Here is a 17,002-nt window from a genome sequence, read left to right as displayed (position 1 = left end):
TTGTCATGCCCTGCTGTTACGCTGAGTGACAGCAGGCCAGGACGGGAGAAGAAAGATGTACGCATTAGTTAACGGTCGAATCTACAGTGGCCATGAGGTTCTGGATAATCACGCGGTGGTGGTTGCCGATGGGCGTATAGCGCGCGTCTGTCCGCGTGAAGCCCTCCCGGCGGATATTGAGCAGCGGGATATGGCGGGGGCGAATATTGCGCCAGGCTTTATCGATCTCCAGCTCAATGGCTGCGGTGGCGTGCAGTTCAATGACAGCCTTGAGGCGCTCAGCATTGAAACGCTGGAAACGATGCAGCGCGCCAATGAAAAGTCTGGCTGCACCAGCTTTTTACCGACGCTGATAACCAGCAGCGACGCCCTGATGAAACGGGCGATTGAAACCATGCGCGCCTACCTGCAGAAACATCAGAATCAGGCGCTGGGTCTGCATCTGGAAGGGCCCTGGCTGAGTAAAGCGAAAAAAGGCACCCACGATCCGGCGCTGATTCGCCTGCCGGATGCGGCAATGGTGCAGTACCTGTGCGACAACGCGGATGTCATCACCAAAGTCACGCTTGCCCCTGAAAATGCGGGTAGCGATGTGATTCGTCAATTGACTGATGCCGGGATTATTGTCTCAGCCGGTCACTCGAATGCGACCTATGAAGAGGCTAAAGCGGGCTTTTCTGCTGGTGTGAGTTTCGCGACGCACCTCTACAACGCCATGCCCACCTTTGCCGGACGTGAACCCGGGCTTATCGGTGCGCTGTTTGATTCGCCTGATGTATACTGCGGCATTATTGCGGACGGTTTACATGTACATTACGCTAACGTGCGCAATGCAAAACGCATCAAAGGCGACAAACTGGTGCTGGTCACGGATGCCACTGCACCGGCTGGCGCGGACATAAGCGAGTTTATTTTTGCAGGCAAAACAATCTATTATCGCGATGGGCTCTGTGTCGACGAAAACGGCACATTAAGTGGTTCTGCCCTGACGATGATTGAAGCGGTACAAAACAGCGTTGAGCATGCAGGGATCGCACTGGACGAAGCGTTGCGCATGGCAACACTCTACCCGGCACGGGCGATGGGCGTGGAAAGGCAGTCAGGCTCGATCGAAGCAGGAAAAATCGCGAACCTGACTGTGTTTACGCGCGACTTTAAAATCATAAAGACGTTTGTCAACGGAGACGACGTCCTGAGCGAGTAAGCACTGAATGACCACTGGCGGCCAGTCACAAATAGGAAATGTCGATCTTGTTAAGCAACTCAATAGCGCAGCGGTTTACCGGCTGATTGATCAACAGGGGCCGATATCGCGCATTCAGATTGCCGAACTTAGCCAGCTCGCGCCCGCCAGCGTCACCAAAATTACCCGTCAGTTGATTGAGCGCGGCCTGATCAAAGAGGTAGACCAGCAGGCGTCTACCGGTGGTCGCCGCGCCATCTCCATTATCACTGAAACCCGCCATTTCCATACCATCGGCGTCCGCCTCGGACGCAACGACGCCACCCTGACTCTGTTTGACCTCAGCGGTAAATCGCTGGCGCAGGAAGATTATGCGCTGCCGGAACGCACTCAGGAGACGCTGGAACATGCGCTGTTTAACGCCATCAGCAGCTTCATTGAGCAGCACCAGCGTAAAATTCGCGAGCTGATCGCGATTTCAGTGATCCTGCCGGGGCTGGTCGATCCGATTAACGGCGTGATCCGTTATATGCCCCACATCTCTGTCAGCCGCTGGCCGCTGGTCGCCAGTCTGAAAAAACGTTTTAACGTTACCAGTTTTGTGGGTCATGATATTCGCAGCCTGGCGCTGGCCGAGCACTATTTCGGTGCAAGCCGCGACTGTGCTGACTCGATTCTGGTGCGTTTACACCGGGGCACGGGCGCCGGCATTATTGCCAACGGCCATATTTTTCTCGGCAGCAACGGCAACGTTGGCGAAATCGGCCATATTCAGGTCGACCCGCTTGGCGAGCGCTGCCACTGCGGCAACTTTGGCTGCCTTGAAACCATTGCCGCCAACGGCGCCATTGAAAATCGGGTACGCCATCTGCTGAATCAGGGCTATCCCAGCGTACTGACGCTGGAGGCGTGCCAGATATCCCACATCTGCAAAGCGGCCAATCAGGGTGATGCACTGGCCTGCGAAGTGGTTGAGCACGTTGGCCGTTATCTTGGCAAAGCTATCGCGATTGCGATCAACCTGTTTAATCCGCAAAAAGTGGTGCTGGCGGGTGAGATCACTGAAGCAGAAAAAGTGCTGCTGCCAGCGATTGAGGGCTGCATTAATACTCAGGCATTAGAGGCCTTCCGTAAAAATCTGCCGGTCGTGCGTTCCACCCTGGATCATCGTTCCGCTATTGGTGCCTTTGCGCTCGCTAAACGTGCCATGCTTAACGGCATTCTGCTGCAACATCTTCTGGAAGACTAAGCTAACCCGCTGCTGTGGCGGGCCATATCGGATCTGACTATGACCATTAAAAGCGTAATTTGTGATATCGATGGCGTGCTGATGCACGACAACACGGCCGTTCCCGGCGCACAGGAGTTTTTACAGCGCATTCTGGCCAAAGAGATGCCGCTGGTGGTGCTGACGAACTATCCCTCGCAAACCGAGCAGGATCTGGCAAACCGCTTTGCCTCGGCCGGTGTCGAGGTGCCCGACTCCGTTTTCTATACCTCCGCAATGGCAACCGCCGACTTCCTGCGCCGTCAGGAGGGCAAAAAGGCGTATGTGATTGGTGAGGGCGCACTGATTCATGAACTCTACAAAGCGGGCTTTACCATTACCGATGTGAATCCCGATTTTGTCATTGTCGGAGAGACGCGCTCGTTTAACTGGGACATGATGCATAAAGCGGCCTTCTTCGTGGCTAATGGCGCTCGCTTTATTGCCACCAATCCGGATACCCATGCGCGCGGTTTTATTCCTGCCTGTGGCGCACTCTGTGCGGGTATTGAGAAGATATCAGGCCGTCGCCCGTTTGTTGTCGGCAAGCCCAGCCCCTACATCATGCGCGCCGCGCTGAACAAAATGCAGGCCCACTCGGAAGAGACCGTGATTGTCGGTGACAATCTGCGAACCGATATTCTGGCCGGTTTTCAGGCGGGTCTGGAGACGGTGCTGGTGCTCTCCGGCGTCTCGACGCTGAGTGATATCGATGCCATGCCGTTCCGTCCGGACTGGATCTACCCTTCTGTGGCCGATATCGACCTGTTCTGATTCATTTCTCTTATGACGCATCCGGCTAATCTGTGATGCGTCCCCCCTTTTTGCGCTATATCTCCCACTTTTACTGTCTGCTTTCTGCTCTAAAAAGCTATTTTATTGCTGATCCATCAATGAATCGGCTTTAAAATTATCGTTTATTCAATTTTATTGCCATGCAAGCAATCTTTTTATCAGTAAATCACGATTCCTCTTGCATTGAATGCACCAAATAGCGCATTTTCTTATGTATCACGCAGCATCAGGCTGCCGGACAAACGCAAAAGATAACATCGCCGTAAGGTGAGCTCAGGAGTCAGTTATGTGTTCAATTTTTGGTGTGCTGGATCTGAAAACCGATCCTGTTGAGCTGCGCAAAAAAGCGCTGGAATGTTCACGCTTAATGCGTCATCGCGGCCCGGACTGGTCAGGCGTCTACGCCGATGACCATGCTATTCTGGCGCATGAACGTCTCTCAATTGTTGACGTTAACAATGGCGCACAGCCGCTATACAACGCCGATCACACCCACGTACTGGCAGTTAACGGCGAAATTTATAACCACCAGGCACTGCGCGCTGAACTCAGCGATCGCTACGCGTTTCAGACCGGTTCTGACTGTGAAGTGATTCTGGCGCTCTATCAGGAGAAAGGTGTCGATTTCCTCGATGAGCTGGAAGGCATGTTCGCCTTTATCCTCTATGACACCGTTAAAAAAACGTACCTGATTGGTCGCGACCACATCGGCATCATCCCGCTCTATATGGGTAACGATGAGCATGGCAACCTGTTTGTTGCTTCAGAAATGAAAGCGCTGGTACCTGCCTGCCGTTCAATCAAAGAGTTCCCGCCGGGAAGCTACCTCTCCAGCACCGATGGCGAGATCCGCCGTTACTGGCAGCGCGACTGGATGGAATATAAAAACGTTGAGCACAACACCACCGACGCCGCTGGCCTGAAACATGCGCTGGAAGAGTCCGTGAAAAGCCACCTGATGTCAGATGTGCCTTACGGCGTGCTGCTGTCAGGCGGTCTGGACTCTTCCATCATTTCAGCCGTGACCAAGCGTTACGCGGCGAAGCGGGTTGAAGATCAGGATAAAAGTGATGCGTGGTGGCCACAGCTGCACTCCTTCGCGGTAGGGCTGGAAGGTTCACCCGACTTAAAAGCGGCGAAATCGGTGGCGGAGCATCTGGGCACCGTACACCATGAAATTCATTTCACCGTGCAGGAAGGTCTGGATGCCATTCGCGATGTGATTTATCACATTGAAACCTATGACGTCACCACCATTCGTGCCTCTACGCCAATGTACTTAATGTCGCGTAAAATTAAAGCGATGGGCATTAAGATGGTGCTGTCGGGCGAAGGCGCAGATGAAGTCTTCGGCGGCTATCTCTATTTCCATAAAGCGCCAAACGCCAAAGAGTTCCACGAAGAAAACGTACGTAAACTGCAGGCGCTGCATATGTTCGACTGCGCCCGTGCCAACAAAGCGATGTCCGCCTGGGGCGTTGAAGCCCGCGTACCGTTCCTGGATAAAAAATTCCTGGATGTGGCGATGCGAATCAATCCGGCCGATAAAATGTGCGGCAGCAACGGTAAAATGGAGAAGCACATTCTGCGTGAATGTTTCTCCTCTTACCTGCCGGAGAGCGTGGCGTGGCGTCAGAAAGAGCAGTTCTCGGATGGCGTGGGTTACAGCTGGATCGACTCACTGAAAGAAGTGGCTGCGAAGCAAATCAGCGATCAGCAGCTGGCTACCGCTCACTTCCGCTTCCCGTTCAACACGCCGGGTTCGAAAGAAGCCTATCTCTATCGTGAGATCTTTGAAGAGCTGTTCCCGTTGGCGAGCGCGGCAGAGTGTGTGCCTGGCGGTCCATCGGTCGCCTGTTCTTCTGCCAAAGCGATTGAATGGGATGAAGCGTTTAAAAACATGGACGATCCATCTGGTCGTGCCGTGGGTGTGCATCAGTCAGCCTATAAATAAGCCGGCTGAAAGCAACCAGAATGGGCCCGCTGCGGCCCATTTTTTTTACGATTAGCGTTGTATTCACTGAAAAATTGCCGAATAAACATCCAGGCTGGTTATAAGCCAGTCAAACAGCGATTATCTGGCAAAAAACGGTAAAAAAATTGTTGACGCTGTCTGGTCAACTCCGCATAATGCGCCCCGCAACGCCGATGAAGGTAACGCGAAAAAAAGATGGCTACGTAGCTCAGCTGGTTAGAGCACAGCACTCATAATGCTGGGGTCACAGGTTCGATTCCCGTCGTAGCCACCATCTTTTTTTGCGGGAGTGGCGAAATTGGTAGACGCACCAGATTTAGGTTCTGGCGCCGCAAGGTGTGCGAGTTCAAGTCTCGCCTCCCGCACCATTTCATTATTCGGCAGCGTGGATGGGATATCGCCAAGCGGTAAGGCACCGGTTTTTGATACCGGCATTCCCTGGTTCGAATCCAGGTATCCCAGCCAATTTCGATGATTCTCGAGGCTGAGAACGGACGAATGGGATATCGCCAAGCGGTAAGGCACCGGTTTTTGATACCGGCATTCCCTGGTTCGAATCCAGGTATCCCAGCCATCATTGAAATGCAGTACAATTTGGCTACGTAGCTCAGCTGGTTAGAGCACAGCACTCATAATGCTGGGGTCACAGGTTCGATTCCCGTCGTAGCCACCATATAATTGGGGTGTCGCCAAGCGGTAAGGCACTGGTTTCTGATACCAGCATTCCGGGGTTCGAATCCCTGCACCCCAGCCATACAAAAGACAATTTGAAAAACACCATTATTGGGGTGTCGCCAAGCGGTAAGGCACTGGTTTCTGATACCAGCATTCCGGGGTTCGAATCCCTGCACCCCAGCCAAATTGCACAACCTGGCCCGCTTTTGCGGGCTTTGTTGTTTTTGTCGTTCCCCTTCCTGATTTCCTGATTGCAGGCCCGCCGTGCGGCGAGCCAACATGCGCAATCTGCTATAACCCCAGCGCGTAGCGCAATACCTGCCGCTTCAGTACCCCGGAATGTTCGGCGGCAATCAATCCGAGATTACGTGCAAACCGCAGCGGTGCCAGCTGATTGCTGAAGGCAAAATAGAACAGATCCATACCGCCCTGCATCAGCATATTGTCTTTACGACGTTGCCGATGATAGCGCTGCAATACGCGCTCGGATGCCCAATCTTCCGCCGCACCGCGTGCGCTGACCAGCACATTAATCAACGCATCAATATCGCGATAGCCCAGATTCACGCCCTGCCCGGCCAGCGGATTAATGGTATGCGCGGCATCACCGACCAGCGCCAGTCCTGGCAGGACATACCGTGAAGCGTGACGCCGTACCAGCGGGAAGCCGCCAGCCGCATGGGCTTTAAAACGTCCCAGCCGCGCCGGGAAGTGGCTGGCTATCTCTTTTTCCAGCTGGGCCATCGGCATCGCCTGTAGCTGGCGGACTCTTGCAGGCGCGTCATACCAGACCAGCGAGGCCCGGTTGCCATACAGCGGTAAAAAGGCGCGCGGTCCCTGAGGCGTAAAGTGCTGCCAGGTCGCATCGCCTGCCGGATGTTCGCAGGTCACGCTGATCAGTAAACAGGATTGCGCATAGCTCCAGCCATGAATACCGATCCCGGCCATCTGTCGCACCTGAGAGTTCGCGCCATCAGCCCCAACCACCAGGCGGGTGTGTAAGGCAACGTCGTCGTTGAGGTCGATGCGCCAGCCGCCATTTTCTGGCTGCAGGTTCTCCAGTGTGGCCGGGCAATAGCAGGTCACGCCCAGCGACTGCATCTCCTCCCATAGCGCCCGCTGAAGCACGCTGTTCTCGACCATAAAGCCCAGCTCGGGCAGCCCCAGCGAGGCCGCATCAAAACTCACCTGCGCCGTCTGCCACTCCCAGGTTTCCAGCCTGCGATAGGGCGCGCTGCGCATCGCCTCTACCCGTGGCCAGACGTTGAGCTGCTTCAGCAACCCCACCGAGGATGAGCCAATCGCAGAAATTCGCAGATCGGGATCGCTGTCGGCATCAAAAGGCGCGGGTTCGGCACGCTCAATGACCGCAACGCGAAAATGTTGCTGCGTCAGTCCACAGGCCAGCGCCGCACCGACCATGCCACCGCCAACAATCACTACATCAAACTGATTATCCTGCATTGCTTATGTCCCTCTCTTATTCCCGCCAGCCTGCGCAACACGGGTCTGAATAAAGCAAAGTGTACCGGAAAACCGGATTGCTGGCAGAAAAGCCCTGAGGCTGGTCACAACAGCATCAAAGCATTACAATACGGCCCCCGCACTTCACTGCACTGAATCAATGGTTAGCGCGATGACAAAAAAACTGCATATCAAAACCTGGGGATGTCAGATGAATGAGTATGATTCATCCAAGATGTCTGATCTGCTGAACAGTACGCACGGCTATACGCTGACCGAGGTTCCTGAAGAGGCGGATATTCTGCTGCTTAACACCTGTTCTATTCGTGAGAAAGCGCAGGAGAAAGTATTCCACCTGCTGGGACGCTGGAGAAAACTCAAAGAGCGCAACCCGGATGTGATTATCGGCGTGGGCGGCTGCGTGGCGTCGCAGGAAGGGGATCATATCCGCCAGCGTGCGCCCTGCGTGGATATCGTTTTTGGTCCGCAGACACTGCACCGCCTGCCGGAGATGATCAACACCGTGCGCGGCACCAAAAGCCCGGTGGTCGACATCAGCTTCCCGGAAATCGAGAAATTTGATCGCCTGCCGGAACCGCGCGCAGACGGCCCGACTGCCTTTGTCTCCATCATGGAAGGCTGCAACAAATATTGTACTTTCTGCGTGGTGCCTTACACCCGTGGCGAGGAAGTGAGCCGTCCCAGCGATGACATTCTGCTGGAGATCGCTCAGCTGGCGGCGCAGGGCGTGCGTGAAGTTAACCTGCTTGGCCAGAACGTCAACGCCTATCGTGGTGCCACCTTTGATGGTGAAATCTGTACCTTCGCTGAGCTGCTGCGCCTGGTCGCCGCCATCGACGGTATCGACCGCATTCGCTTCACCACCAGCCACCCGATTGAGTTCACCGATGACATTATCGAGGTCTACCGCGATACGCCGGAACTGGTGAGCTTCCTGCACCTGCCGGTTCAGAGTGGATCAGACCGTATTCTGACGCTGATGAAGCGTGCTCATACCGCGCTGGAATATAAGTCGATTATCCGCAAGCTGCGCGCGGCGCGCCCGGATATTGAGATCAGCTCTGACTTCATCATTGGTTTCCCCGGTGAAACTCAGCAGGATTTCGAGCAGACCATGAAGCTTATCGCCGAGATCAATTTCGACGTCAGCTTCAGCTTTATCTACTCTGCCCGTCCCGGCACGCCCGCCGCTGACCTGCCGGATGATGTCAGCGAAGAGGAGAAAAAGCAGCGTCTGTGGATCCTGCAGGACCGCATTAACCAGCAGGCGCAGGCGATCAGTCGCCGCATGGTGGGCACAGTGCAGCGTATTCTGGTGGAAGGCATCTCCCGCAAGAACGTGATGGAAGTCTCTGGCCGCACCGAAAATAACCGCGTGGTGAATTTCGAAGGCTCGCCTGAAATGATCGGCCGCTTTGTGGATGTTGAGATTGTTGATGTCTACACCAACTCGCTGCGCGGCAAACTGGTGCGTACTGAAGAAGAGATGGGGCTGCGCATGGCGGAAAGCCCGGCGTCAGTGATCGCCCGTACCCGTAAAGAAAATGAAATCGGCGTGAGTCTGTTCCAGCCGTGATGCCCGCTTTACTGTGCGGCAGCGCGCATCGCGTTGCCGCCAATTTCACTTTGCACCACTTGCTTTCTGAAAGTGTCGCCCAAATATCTCTCCATAAGCTTGCGCCCAGGCGTTACGGCATAAATAATTTCGTTATGGTGCATCCGGTTAAGTTTAACGGTGCGTCAGACACATCCCATAACTGGCCCTGAGTGACCCAAAGGATTCGTTTGAATATCGAAACTCGTGAAATCGCCCTTGAACCGGCTGATAACCGTCGTCTGATGAGCCTGTGTGGGCCTTTCGACGATAATGTAAAACAGCTTGAGCGTCGTCTGGGCATTGAGATCAATCGTCGCGACAACGTTTTTAAGCTGTCAGGACGTCCACTTTGCGTCAATGCCGCAGCAGATATTCTGAAAACCCTCTATGTCGATACCGCGCCTGTGCGTGGCGACATCCCGGATATCGAGCCTGATCAGATTCACCTGGCGATCAAAGAGAGCCGGGTACTGGAGCAAACCGCTGAGAGCGTGCCGGAGTACGGTAAAGCGGTCAATATCAAGACCAAGCGCGGTGTGATCAAGCCGCGCACCCCAAACCAGGCCCAGTACATCGCTAATGTGCTCGACCACGATATCACCTTTGGTGTCGGCCCGGCTGGTACCGGTAAAACCTATCTGGCGGTAGCCGCGGCAGTGGATGCGCTGGAGCGTCAGGAGATTCGCCGCATCATGCTGACCCGCCCTGCCGTCGAAGCGGGTGAAAAGCTGGGCTTTCTGCCAGGCGATCTGAGCCAGAAAGTCGACCCTTATCTGCGTCCGCTCTACGATGCGCTGTTCGAAATGCTCGGCTTCGAGCGGGTGGAAAAGCTGATGGAGCGCAACGTCATTGAAGTCGCCCCGCTGGCCTACATGCGTGGTCGTACCCTGAACGATGCGTTTATCATTCTTGATGAGAGCCAGAACACCACCATCGAGCAGATGAAAATGTTCCTGACGCGTATCGGCTTTAACTCTAAAGCGGTGATTACCGGCGACGTTACCCAGATTGACCTGCCGCGTCACGTCAAGTCAGGCCTGCGTCATGCCATTGAGGTGCTGGCGGACGTTGAAGAGATCAGCTTCAACTTCTTCCACAGCGAAGATGTGGTGCGCCATCCGGTAGTTGCCCGCATTGTTACCGCCTATGAAGCCTGGGAAGCGGCCGATCAGACCCGTCGTGACCAGCAGGCCGAAGAGCGTAAACGTGAAGCACTGGCTGCACAGAGCGCCACGCAGGAGAGCAAATGAGCGAGGTGATTCTCGACCTGCAGGTCGCCTGTGACAACACCGCTGACCTGCCTGATGAAAGCCAGTTTCATCGCTGGCTGTCAGCGGCTGTCACCCCTTTTCAGCCGGAAAGCGAAGTTACGGTGCGTCTGGTTGATGAAGCGGAGAGTCATGAGCTTAATCTGACTTATCGCGGCAAAGACAAGCCGACCAACGTCCTCTCTTTCCCGTTTGAAGCACCGCCGGGCATTGAGCTGCCGCTGCTGGGCGATCTGATCATCTGCCGCCAGGTCGTTGAGCAGGAAGCCGCTGAACAGGGTAAAAGCGCTGAAGCCCACTGGGCACATATGGTGGTACACGGCACGCTGCATCTGCTGGGTTATGACCATATTGAAGACGACGAAGCGGACGAGATGGAAGGGCTGGAGACCGAGATAATGCTTGCTCTTGGGTATCCTGATCCGTACATTTCGGAGAAAGAAGACGCCTGAATCCTGAATTCAGTCAATCCTGCTGTCAGTACAGGTTACTGACAGCACCCATTCCTCACCAGAGAGATCTTTAAAAACCGCCATGAGCGACGACCATTCTCAAAACAGCGATGCACCCAGTAGTAAAAAGGGATTTTTCTCCCTGTTGATCAACCAACTCTTTCACGGTGAACCAAAAAGCCGTGATGAGCTACTGGAGCTGATCCGCGACTCGAATAACAAAGAGCTGATTGACCAGGACACCCGCGACATGCTCGAAGGGGTACTGGATATTGCGGAGCAGCGCGTGCGTGACATCATGATCCCGCGCTCGCAAATGATCACCCTGAAACGTAATCAGAGCCTCGAAGAGTGTCTGGATGTCATCATCGAATCCGCCCATTCTCGTTTCCCGGTGATCAGCGAAGATAAAGATCATGTGGAAGGGATTCTGATGGCGAAAGATCTGCTGCCGTTTATGAGCAGCGAATCTGAGCCTTTCAGCATTGAGAAAGTGCTGCGTCCTGCGGTGGTTGTGCCTGAAAGTAAGCGTGTCGACCGGATGCTGAAAGAGTTCCGCTCCCAGCGTTACCATATGGCGATCGTCATTGATGAGTTTGGCGGTGTCTCCGGTCTGGTGACCATTGAAGACATCCTGGAGCTGATCGTCGGTGAAATTGAAGATGAGTATGACGACGAAGAAGATCGTGATATCCGTCAGCTCAACCGTCACACCTTTACCGTGCGTGCACTGACTGCCATTGAAGATTTCAACGAGGTGTTTGGCACCCAGTTCAGTGACGATGAAGTCGACACCATCGGTGGTCTGGTGATGCAGGGCTTCGGTCATCTGCCCGCTCGCGGTGAAAGCATCGAGATTGAGGGTTACCAGTTCAAGGTGGCGATGGCTGACAGCCGCCGCATCATCCAGGTTCACGTGACTATTCCGGAAAATTCGCCACAACCTCAACTGGAAGACGAATAAGTCTATGGCTTTAGCCTCACTCTACCCGCGTCAGCGGGTTCGCCTGCTGCTGGCTTTAATAACGGGTGCACTTGGCACCCTCGCCTTTTCTCCCTACGATTTCTGGCCCGCCGCACTGCTCTCGCTGTGCGGCTTACAGCTGCTGACTCTTAACCGCTCCAGCCCGCAGGCCAGCGCCATTGGGTTTGTCTGGGGTTTAGGTCTGTTCGGCAGTGGCATCAACTGGGTTTATGTCAGTGTCGCCACCTTTGGCGGCATGCCTGGCCCGGTCAATGTCTTTATCGTGGCGCTGCTGGCGGCTTATCTGGCGATCTACCCGGCGCTGTTTGCCGGCGTACTGAATCGCATCTGGCCGCGAACGACGCTGTGGCGCCTGGCGCTGGCGGCACCGGCATTGTGGCAAATCACCGAGTTCCTGCGCGGCTGGGTGCTGACCGGCTTTCCGTGGCTGCAGTTTGGTTACAGCCAGATCGATGGCCCGTTAAAAGGCCTGGCCCCGCTGGCGGGCGTAGAGACGCTGACCTTCCTGCTGATGGTGGTGGCTGGCCTGCTGGCTTATGCCCTGCAACAGCGCAACGTCAGAAGTCTGGGAGCAGCGCTGCTGCTGCTGGCATTGCCATGGCCGTTGCGCTACATCCAGTGGGTTCAGCCGATGCCCGAGCGGGCCGTCGAGGTGGCGCTGGTGCAGGGAAACATCCCGCAATCGATGAAGTGGGATCCGCAGCAGCTGCTCACTACCCTGCGCATTTACAACGGTCTGAGTCAGCCGCTGATGGGCAAAGCGCCGATTATTATCTGGCCTGAATCGGCAATTACCGATCTGGAGAGTAATCAGCAGCCGTTCCTGCGTTCGCTGGATGACGAACTGCGTGAGCGCGGCAGTTCGCTGATCACCGGCATTGTGGACTCCCGGCTGGAGCAGAACCGTTATCACGATTACAACACCGTAATCGTGCTGGGCGGTAAAGCGCCGTACAACTACTTCAGCGGCAATCGTTACCAGAAGAATCACCTGGTGCCGTTTGGCGAATTTGTGCCGCTGGCCGATCTGCTGCGTCCGCTGGCCCCGTTCTTCGATCTGCCGATGTCGGCATTCAGTCGTGGCAACTACCTCCAGCCGCAACTCAGCGTGGCGGGCTATAACCTGACCAGCGCCATCTGTTATGAGATCGTGCTGGGAGAACAGGTGCGGGCCAACTTCCATCCTGACACCAACTTCCTGCTCACCGTTTCGAACGATGCCTGGTTTGGTCACTCTATCGGCCCATGGCAGCACTTCCAGATGGCGAGGATGCGTGCGCTGGAACTGGGACGTCCGCTATTGCGCAGCACCAATAATGGTGTGACTGCAGTGGTCAATGCCAGTGGTGATGTGGAAGCCATGCTGCCGCAGTTTACCCGCGATGTGCTGACCAGCAAGGTTACGCCAACACAGGGAGAAACCCCTTATGCGCGGGCTGGCATCTGGCCAGTTTGGTCACTGACGCTGCTGGCGGCGGTGATAGCACTCCTGCGTCGGCGTCGATAACCTCCCCTCCTGTGCTCACTGAAGGCGAAGCACGTGCTTCGCCTTTTTCATGGTGACTCTCCGGTTTTTTTCACTCCCCACGCCGCACACTCTGCTGTCTTTCTAACCCATAACCTCTTTCTGGCACGATGATTGCAAAATGTTTCACTGCTTTTCGCAAACAGGCTGATTGCAGGCGCTGATGCCGGGCGGGTTGCACCAAAACAATTGACGCTGCTGCACCATTAACGCGCAGGGTGAAAAAATTGCCTTTTTTTGGTGCGTATCACCTCGCAAAAAAGAAACTTTTTTGTTTCATTGCGTTAACAATCCGCTATGTTAATGACTCTTCTGCGCCCGTTTAAACCGCAGAATGAGCAGAAACGCAGCAGAAAACAGACACAACATCATAATCAGCGCAGGTTATATCCTGTGCCTTTTTCATACGAAGGAGTTGGAACATGCAACTACGCAAAGTGGCATTATCTCTTCTGCTGATCAGCGCAGCGGCGGGAGCGGCCCAGGCGGAAGATCTCAGCGGCACCCTGAAGAAGATCAATGACAATGGCGTCATTGTGGTCGGGCATCGCGAATCATCAGTTCCCTTTTCTTATTATGACAACCAGCAAAAAGTCGTCGGCTACTCACAGGCTTACTCAAACGCCATCGTTGAAGCGATTAAAGCAAAGCTGAACAAGCCTGATCTGCAGGTCAAAATGATCCCGATCACCTCACAAAATCGTATTCCGCTGCTGCAAAACGGCACCTACGATTATGAGTGTGGCTCGACCACCAATAACCTTGAGCGCCAGAAACAGGCCGCCTTCTCAGACACTATTTTTGTTATCGGCACCCGTCTGCTGGTTAAGAAAGATGGCCCGATCAAAGATTTCGCTGACCTGAAAGGCAAAACCGTAGTGGTGACCTCAGGTACCACCTCTGAAGTGCTGCTGCACAAACTCAACGACGAACAGAAACTGGATCTGCGCATCATCAGCGCAAAAGATCACGGTGACTCCTTCCGTACGCTGGAAACCGGTCGTGCCGTGGCCTTTATGATGGATGATGCCCTGCTGGCAGGCGAACGCGCCAAAGCCAAAAAGCCGGACAACTGGGAAATTCTGGGCACGCCACAGTCAAAAGAAGCTTATGGCTGCATGCTGCGTAAAGATGATCCGCAGTTCAAAGCCCTGGTGGATGAAACCATTGCCAAAGCCCAGACCTCTGGCCAGGCAGAAAAATGGTTCGACACCTGGTTCAAACAGCCGATTCCACCAAAGAACCTGAACATGAACTTTGAGCTCTCTGATGACATGAAAGCGCTGTTCAAAACGCCAAATGATAAAGCACTGAATTAACAACAAAATACCCAATGGATTTCAGATTGCATTGAGGCAGCAGAAAAATGACTCCCGATGAGCCTACTCCGGTAAGTGATTCGGGTGAGTGAATGTAGCCAACAGAAATGCAGCCTGAAAGACGACGGGTATAACAAGGGCGGCCTGGCTGCCCTCTCGATTGCTGAAACCGCGGCATGGACAGACAGACTGACACGGGTCGTTCCCCTGAGTCAGGAAATAAAACGCCGTTCATCAATCTTCAGGGTAGCTTAGCTACCCTTTTTTTCCGGAGCTCGTTATGGGTATCGATTGGAACTGGGGCATATTCCTCGAACAGGCCCCGTTCGGTAACACGACCTACCTCGGCTGGCTGTGGTCCGGTTTTCAGGTGACAATTGCCGTCTCCTGCTGCGCCTGGATTATCGCCTTCTGTGTGGGTTCATTTTTCGGCATTCTGCGCACCGTGCCTAATCGCCTGCTGTCGACCATTGGCACCTGCTATGTAGAACTGTTTCGTAACATCCCACTGATCGTCCAGTTCTTCTTCTGGTATCTGGTGGCGCCCGAGCTGGTGGGCGAAAAGCTTGGCATGTGGTTTAAGTCTGAGCTGGATCCCAACATTCAGTTCTTCCTCTCCTCGATGATCTGTCTTGGCCTGTTTACCGCCGCCCGCGTCTGCGAGCAGGTGCGCGCAGCGATTCAGTCACTGCCGAGTGGACAGAAGAATGCCGGTCTGGCGATGGGCTTAACCCTGCCGCAGACCTATCGCTATGTGCTGCTGCCGAATGCGTATCGCGTGATTGTGCCGCCGATGACCTCGGAAATGCTGAACCTGGTGAAGAACTCCGCTATCGCCTCCACCATTGGTCTGGTCGATATGGCGGCGCAGGCGGGCAAACTGCTCGACTATTCTGCCCACGCCTATGAATCCTTTACCGCCATTACGCTGGCCTACGTTGCGATTAACCTGGTGATTATGTTGTTGATGAGTCTGGTCGAGCGCAAAGTCCGGCTGCCAGGCAATGCGGGAGGCAAGTAATGTACGAGTTTGACTGGAGTTCGATTACACCCAGCCTGCCCTATCTGCTTAATGGCTTAGTGATCACCTTTAAGATCACGATTACCGCCGTGGTCTTCGGCATCCTGTGGGGCACTCTGCTGGCGGTGATGCGCCTGTCGACGTTTAAGCCTATCAGCTGGTTCGCTAAAATTTACGTCAACCTGTTCCGCTCAGTGCCGCTGGTCATGGTGCTGCTGTGGTTCTATCTGGTCGTGCCGAGTTTTCTGCAGCAGGTGCTGGGCCTGTCGCCCAAAACGGATATCCGACTGATTTCAGCCATGGTCGCCTTTTCGCTGTTCGAAGCGGCGTACTACTCTGAAATTATTCGCGCCGGCATCATCAGTATCTCGCGTGGACAGGGCAGTGCGGCTCTGGCGCTGGGCATGACGCAGTGGCAGGCAATGCGACTGATCATCCTGCCACAGGCGTTTCGCGCCATGGTTCCGCTGTTACTGACGCAGGGTATCGTGCTGTTCCAGGATACCTCGCTGGTTTATGTCTTAAGCCTGGCGGACTTCTTCCGTACCGCATCCACCATTGGTGAGCGTGATGGCACCCAGGTTGAAATGGTTCTGTTTGCAGGTCTTGTCTACTTCGTTATCAGCCTGAGCGCATCGCTGTTGGTCAGCTATCTAAAAAGAAAAAGGACGGTTTAAATGATTAGCCTGAAAAATGTTTCTAAGTGGTATGGTCACTTTCAGGTGCTGACCGACTGCTCAACCGACGTCAAAACCGGTGAAGTGGTGGTGGTGTGCGGCCCGTCCGGCTCCGGTAAATCAACGCTGATCAAAACGGTGAACGGCCTTGAGCCGATTCAGCAGGGCGTGATTGCGGTGAACGGCACCGAGGTGAATAACAAAAAGACTAATCTTGCGCAGCTTCGCAGCCAGGTCGGGATGGTGTTCCAGCACTTCGAGCTGTTTCCGCATCTGAGCATTATCAACAACCTGGTTCTGGCGCAGGTGAAAGTGCTGAAGCGCGACAAAGCGGCAGCCCGCGATAAAGGGCTGAAGCTGCTGAAGCGTGTGGGTCTTTCCGCCCATGCTGAGAAGTTTCCCGGCCAGCTCTCAGGTGGTCAGCAGCAGCGTGTGGCGATTGCGCGAGCGCTCTGCATGGACCCTATCGCGATGCTGTTTGATGAACCCACCTCCGCGCTGGATCCGGAAATGATCAACGAAGTGCTGGATGTGATGGTTGAACTGGCACAGGAAGGGATGACGATGATGGTGGTGACCCATGAGATGGGCTTCGCCCGTAAGGTTGCCAATCGCGTGATCTTTATGGATGAAGGGAAAATTATCGAAGACACCAACAAAGATGACTTCTTTAATAATCCACAGTCTGAGCGCGCTAAAGATTTCCTCGCAAAAATTCTGCACTAAACCTGACGAACAGGCGGGTCACCCAGGGTGGCCCGCTTCATTTAGCTACGCC

General features: G+C 54.5%; 14 protein-coding genes and 7 tRNA genes. 20 read left to right on the top strand and 1 reads right to left on the bottom strand.

The window, feature by feature from the left end; translation table 11 throughout:
• Nucleotides 1-55: 55 nt before the first annotated feature.
• The 11 genes from nagA (at nt 56) to AC6I8B_RS05380 (ending at nt 6,079) form a co-directional block, all read left to right on the top strand.
• Nucleotides 56-1,204, top strand: coding sequence for an N-acetylglucosamine-6-phosphate deacetylase (gene nagA / locus AC6I8B_RS05430; RefSeq protein ID WP_010671285.1), 1,149 nt, complete (start codon nt 56-58; stop codon nt 1,202-1,204).
• Nucleotides 1,205-1,211: 7 nt separating this feature from the next.
• On the top strand, nt 1,212-2,432 hold the full coding sequence (nagC, locus tag AC6I8B_RS05425; RefSeq protein WP_010260667.1) for a DNA-binding transcriptional regulator NagC: 1,221 nt from the start codon (nt 1,212-1,214) through the stop codon (nt 2,430-2,432).
• Between the two features lie 39 nt (nt 2,433-2,471).
• A complete protein-coding gene (locus AC6I8B_RS05420; protein WP_010260664.1) occupies nt 2,472-3,224 on the top strand; it encodes an HAD-IIA family hydrolase in 753 nt (250 codons plus the stop codon).
• A 307-nt stretch (nt 3,225-3,531) separates the two neighbouring features.
• Nucleotides 3,532-5,199: an asparagine synthase B gene (asnB, locus tag AC6I8B_RS05415; protein ID WP_010671283.1), complete on the top strand. Its 1,668-nt coding sequence runs from the start codon at nt 3,532-3,534 to the stop codon at nt 5,197-5,199.
• 218 nt (nt 5,200-5,417) lie between these two features.
• Nucleotides 5,418-5,494 (top strand) — tRNA-Met (locus AC6I8B_RS05410).
• Nucleotides 5,495-5,503: 9 nt separating this feature from the next.
• Nucleotides 5,504-5,588 (top strand) — tRNA-Leu (locus AC6I8B_RS05405).
• Between the two features lie 22 nt (nt 5,589-5,610).
• Nucleotides 5,611-5,685: transfer RNA gene (locus AC6I8B_RS05400), tRNA-Gln, on the top strand.
• A gap of 34 nt (nt 5,686-5,719) precedes the next feature.
• A tRNA-Gln gene (locus tag AC6I8B_RS05395) sits at nt 5,720-5,794 on the top strand.
• Nucleotides 5,795-5,816: 22 nt separating this feature from the next.
• Nucleotides 5,817-5,893 (top strand) — tRNA-Met (locus tag AC6I8B_RS05390).
• 6 nt (nt 5,894-5,899) lie between these two features.
• Nucleotides 5,900-5,974 (top strand) — tRNA-Gln (locus tag AC6I8B_RS05385).
• Between the two features lie 30 nt (nt 5,975-6,004).
• Nucleotides 6,005-6,079: transfer RNA gene (locus AC6I8B_RS05380), tRNA-Gln, on the top strand.
• A gap of 107 nt (nt 6,080-6,186) precedes the next feature.
• Here the strand turns inward: AC6I8B_RS05380 and ubiF are convergent.
• Nucleotides 6,187-7,359 carry a 3-demethoxyubiquinol 3-hydroxylase gene (gene ubiF, locus AC6I8B_RS05375; protein ID WP_050680187.1) on the bottom strand — a complete coding sequence of 391 codons (1,173 nt, stop codon included), beginning with the start codon at nt 7,357-7,359 and terminating at the stop codon, nt 6,187-6,189.
• Nucleotides 7,360-7,531: 172 nt separating this feature from the next.
• On the opposite strand from ubiF, the gene miaB reads away from it, so the two are divergent.
• From miaB to AC6I8B_RS05330, 9 genes are all read left to right on the top strand, one after another.
• The gene (gene miaB, locus AC6I8B_RS05370; RefSeq protein ID WP_010258951.1) at nt 7,532-8,956 is read left to right on the top strand and encodes a tRNA (N6-isopentenyl adenosine(37)-C2)-methylthiotransferase MiaB; all 1,425 of its coding nucleotides are present in this window, start codon (nt 7,532-7,534) and stop codon (nt 8,954-8,956) included.
• Between the two features lie 209 nt (nt 8,957-9,165).
• Complete coding sequence (locus AC6I8B_RS05365) at nt 9,166-10,227, top strand: PhoH family protein (protein WP_010258952.1); 1,062 nt, start codon at nt 9,166-9,168, stop codon at nt 10,225-10,227.
• Nucleotides 10,224-10,697 (top strand): rRNA maturation RNase YbeY, encoded by a 474-nt coding sequence (gene ybeY, locus AC6I8B_RS05360; protein ID WP_022626053.1) that lies wholly within the window; start codon nt 10,224-10,226, stop codon nt 10,695-10,697. Before AC6I8B_RS05365 ends, ybeY begins: the two co-directional genes overlap by 4 nt.
• 82 nt (nt 10,698-10,779) lie before the next feature.
• Entirely contained in the window at nt 10,780-11,661 is an 882-nt protein-coding gene (gene corC / locus AC6I8B_RS05355; RefSeq protein ID WP_008925004.1) for a CNNM family magnesium/cobalt transport protein CorC, read from the top strand.
• 4 nt (nt 11,662-11,665) lie between these two features.
• Nucleotides 11,666-13,189, top strand: coding sequence for an apolipoprotein N-acyltransferase (gene lnt, locus AC6I8B_RS05350; RefSeq protein WP_064689945.1), 1,524 nt, complete (start codon nt 11,666-11,668; stop codon nt 13,187-13,189).
• A 440-nt stretch (nt 13,190-13,629) separates the two neighbouring features.
• Complete coding sequence (locus AC6I8B_RS05345; protein WP_010258958.1) at nt 13,630-14,526, top strand: amino acid ABC transporter substrate-binding protein; 897 nt, start codon at nt 13,630-13,632, stop codon at nt 14,524-14,526.
• Between the two features lie 280 nt (nt 14,527-14,806).
• Complete coding sequence (locus tag AC6I8B_RS05340) at nt 14,807-15,547, top strand: amino acid ABC transporter permease (protein WP_010258960.1); 741 nt, start codon at nt 14,807-14,809, stop codon at nt 15,545-15,547.
• Entirely contained in the window at nt 15,547-16,224 is a 678-nt protein-coding gene (gltK, locus tag AC6I8B_RS05335; protein ID WP_010258961.1) for a glutamate/aspartate ABC transporter permease GltK, read from the top strand. Before AC6I8B_RS05340 ends, gltK begins: the two co-directional genes overlap by 1 nt.
• Nucleotides 16,225-16,950: an amino acid ABC transporter ATP-binding protein gene (locus AC6I8B_RS05330; RefSeq protein ID WP_010258962.1), complete on the top strand. Its 726-nt coding sequence runs from the start codon at nt 16,225-16,227 to the stop codon at nt 16,948-16,950. It abuts the gene before it with no gap.
• The last annotated feature ends 52 nt before the right edge of the window (nt 16,951-17,002 follow it).

Source organism: Pantoea sp. X-Soil-ISGK-285 (genome assembly GCF_059730815.1).
The sequence above is the reverse complement of the archived record's forward strand: the minus strand, read 5'-3'. Positions and strand labels throughout refer to the sequence as shown.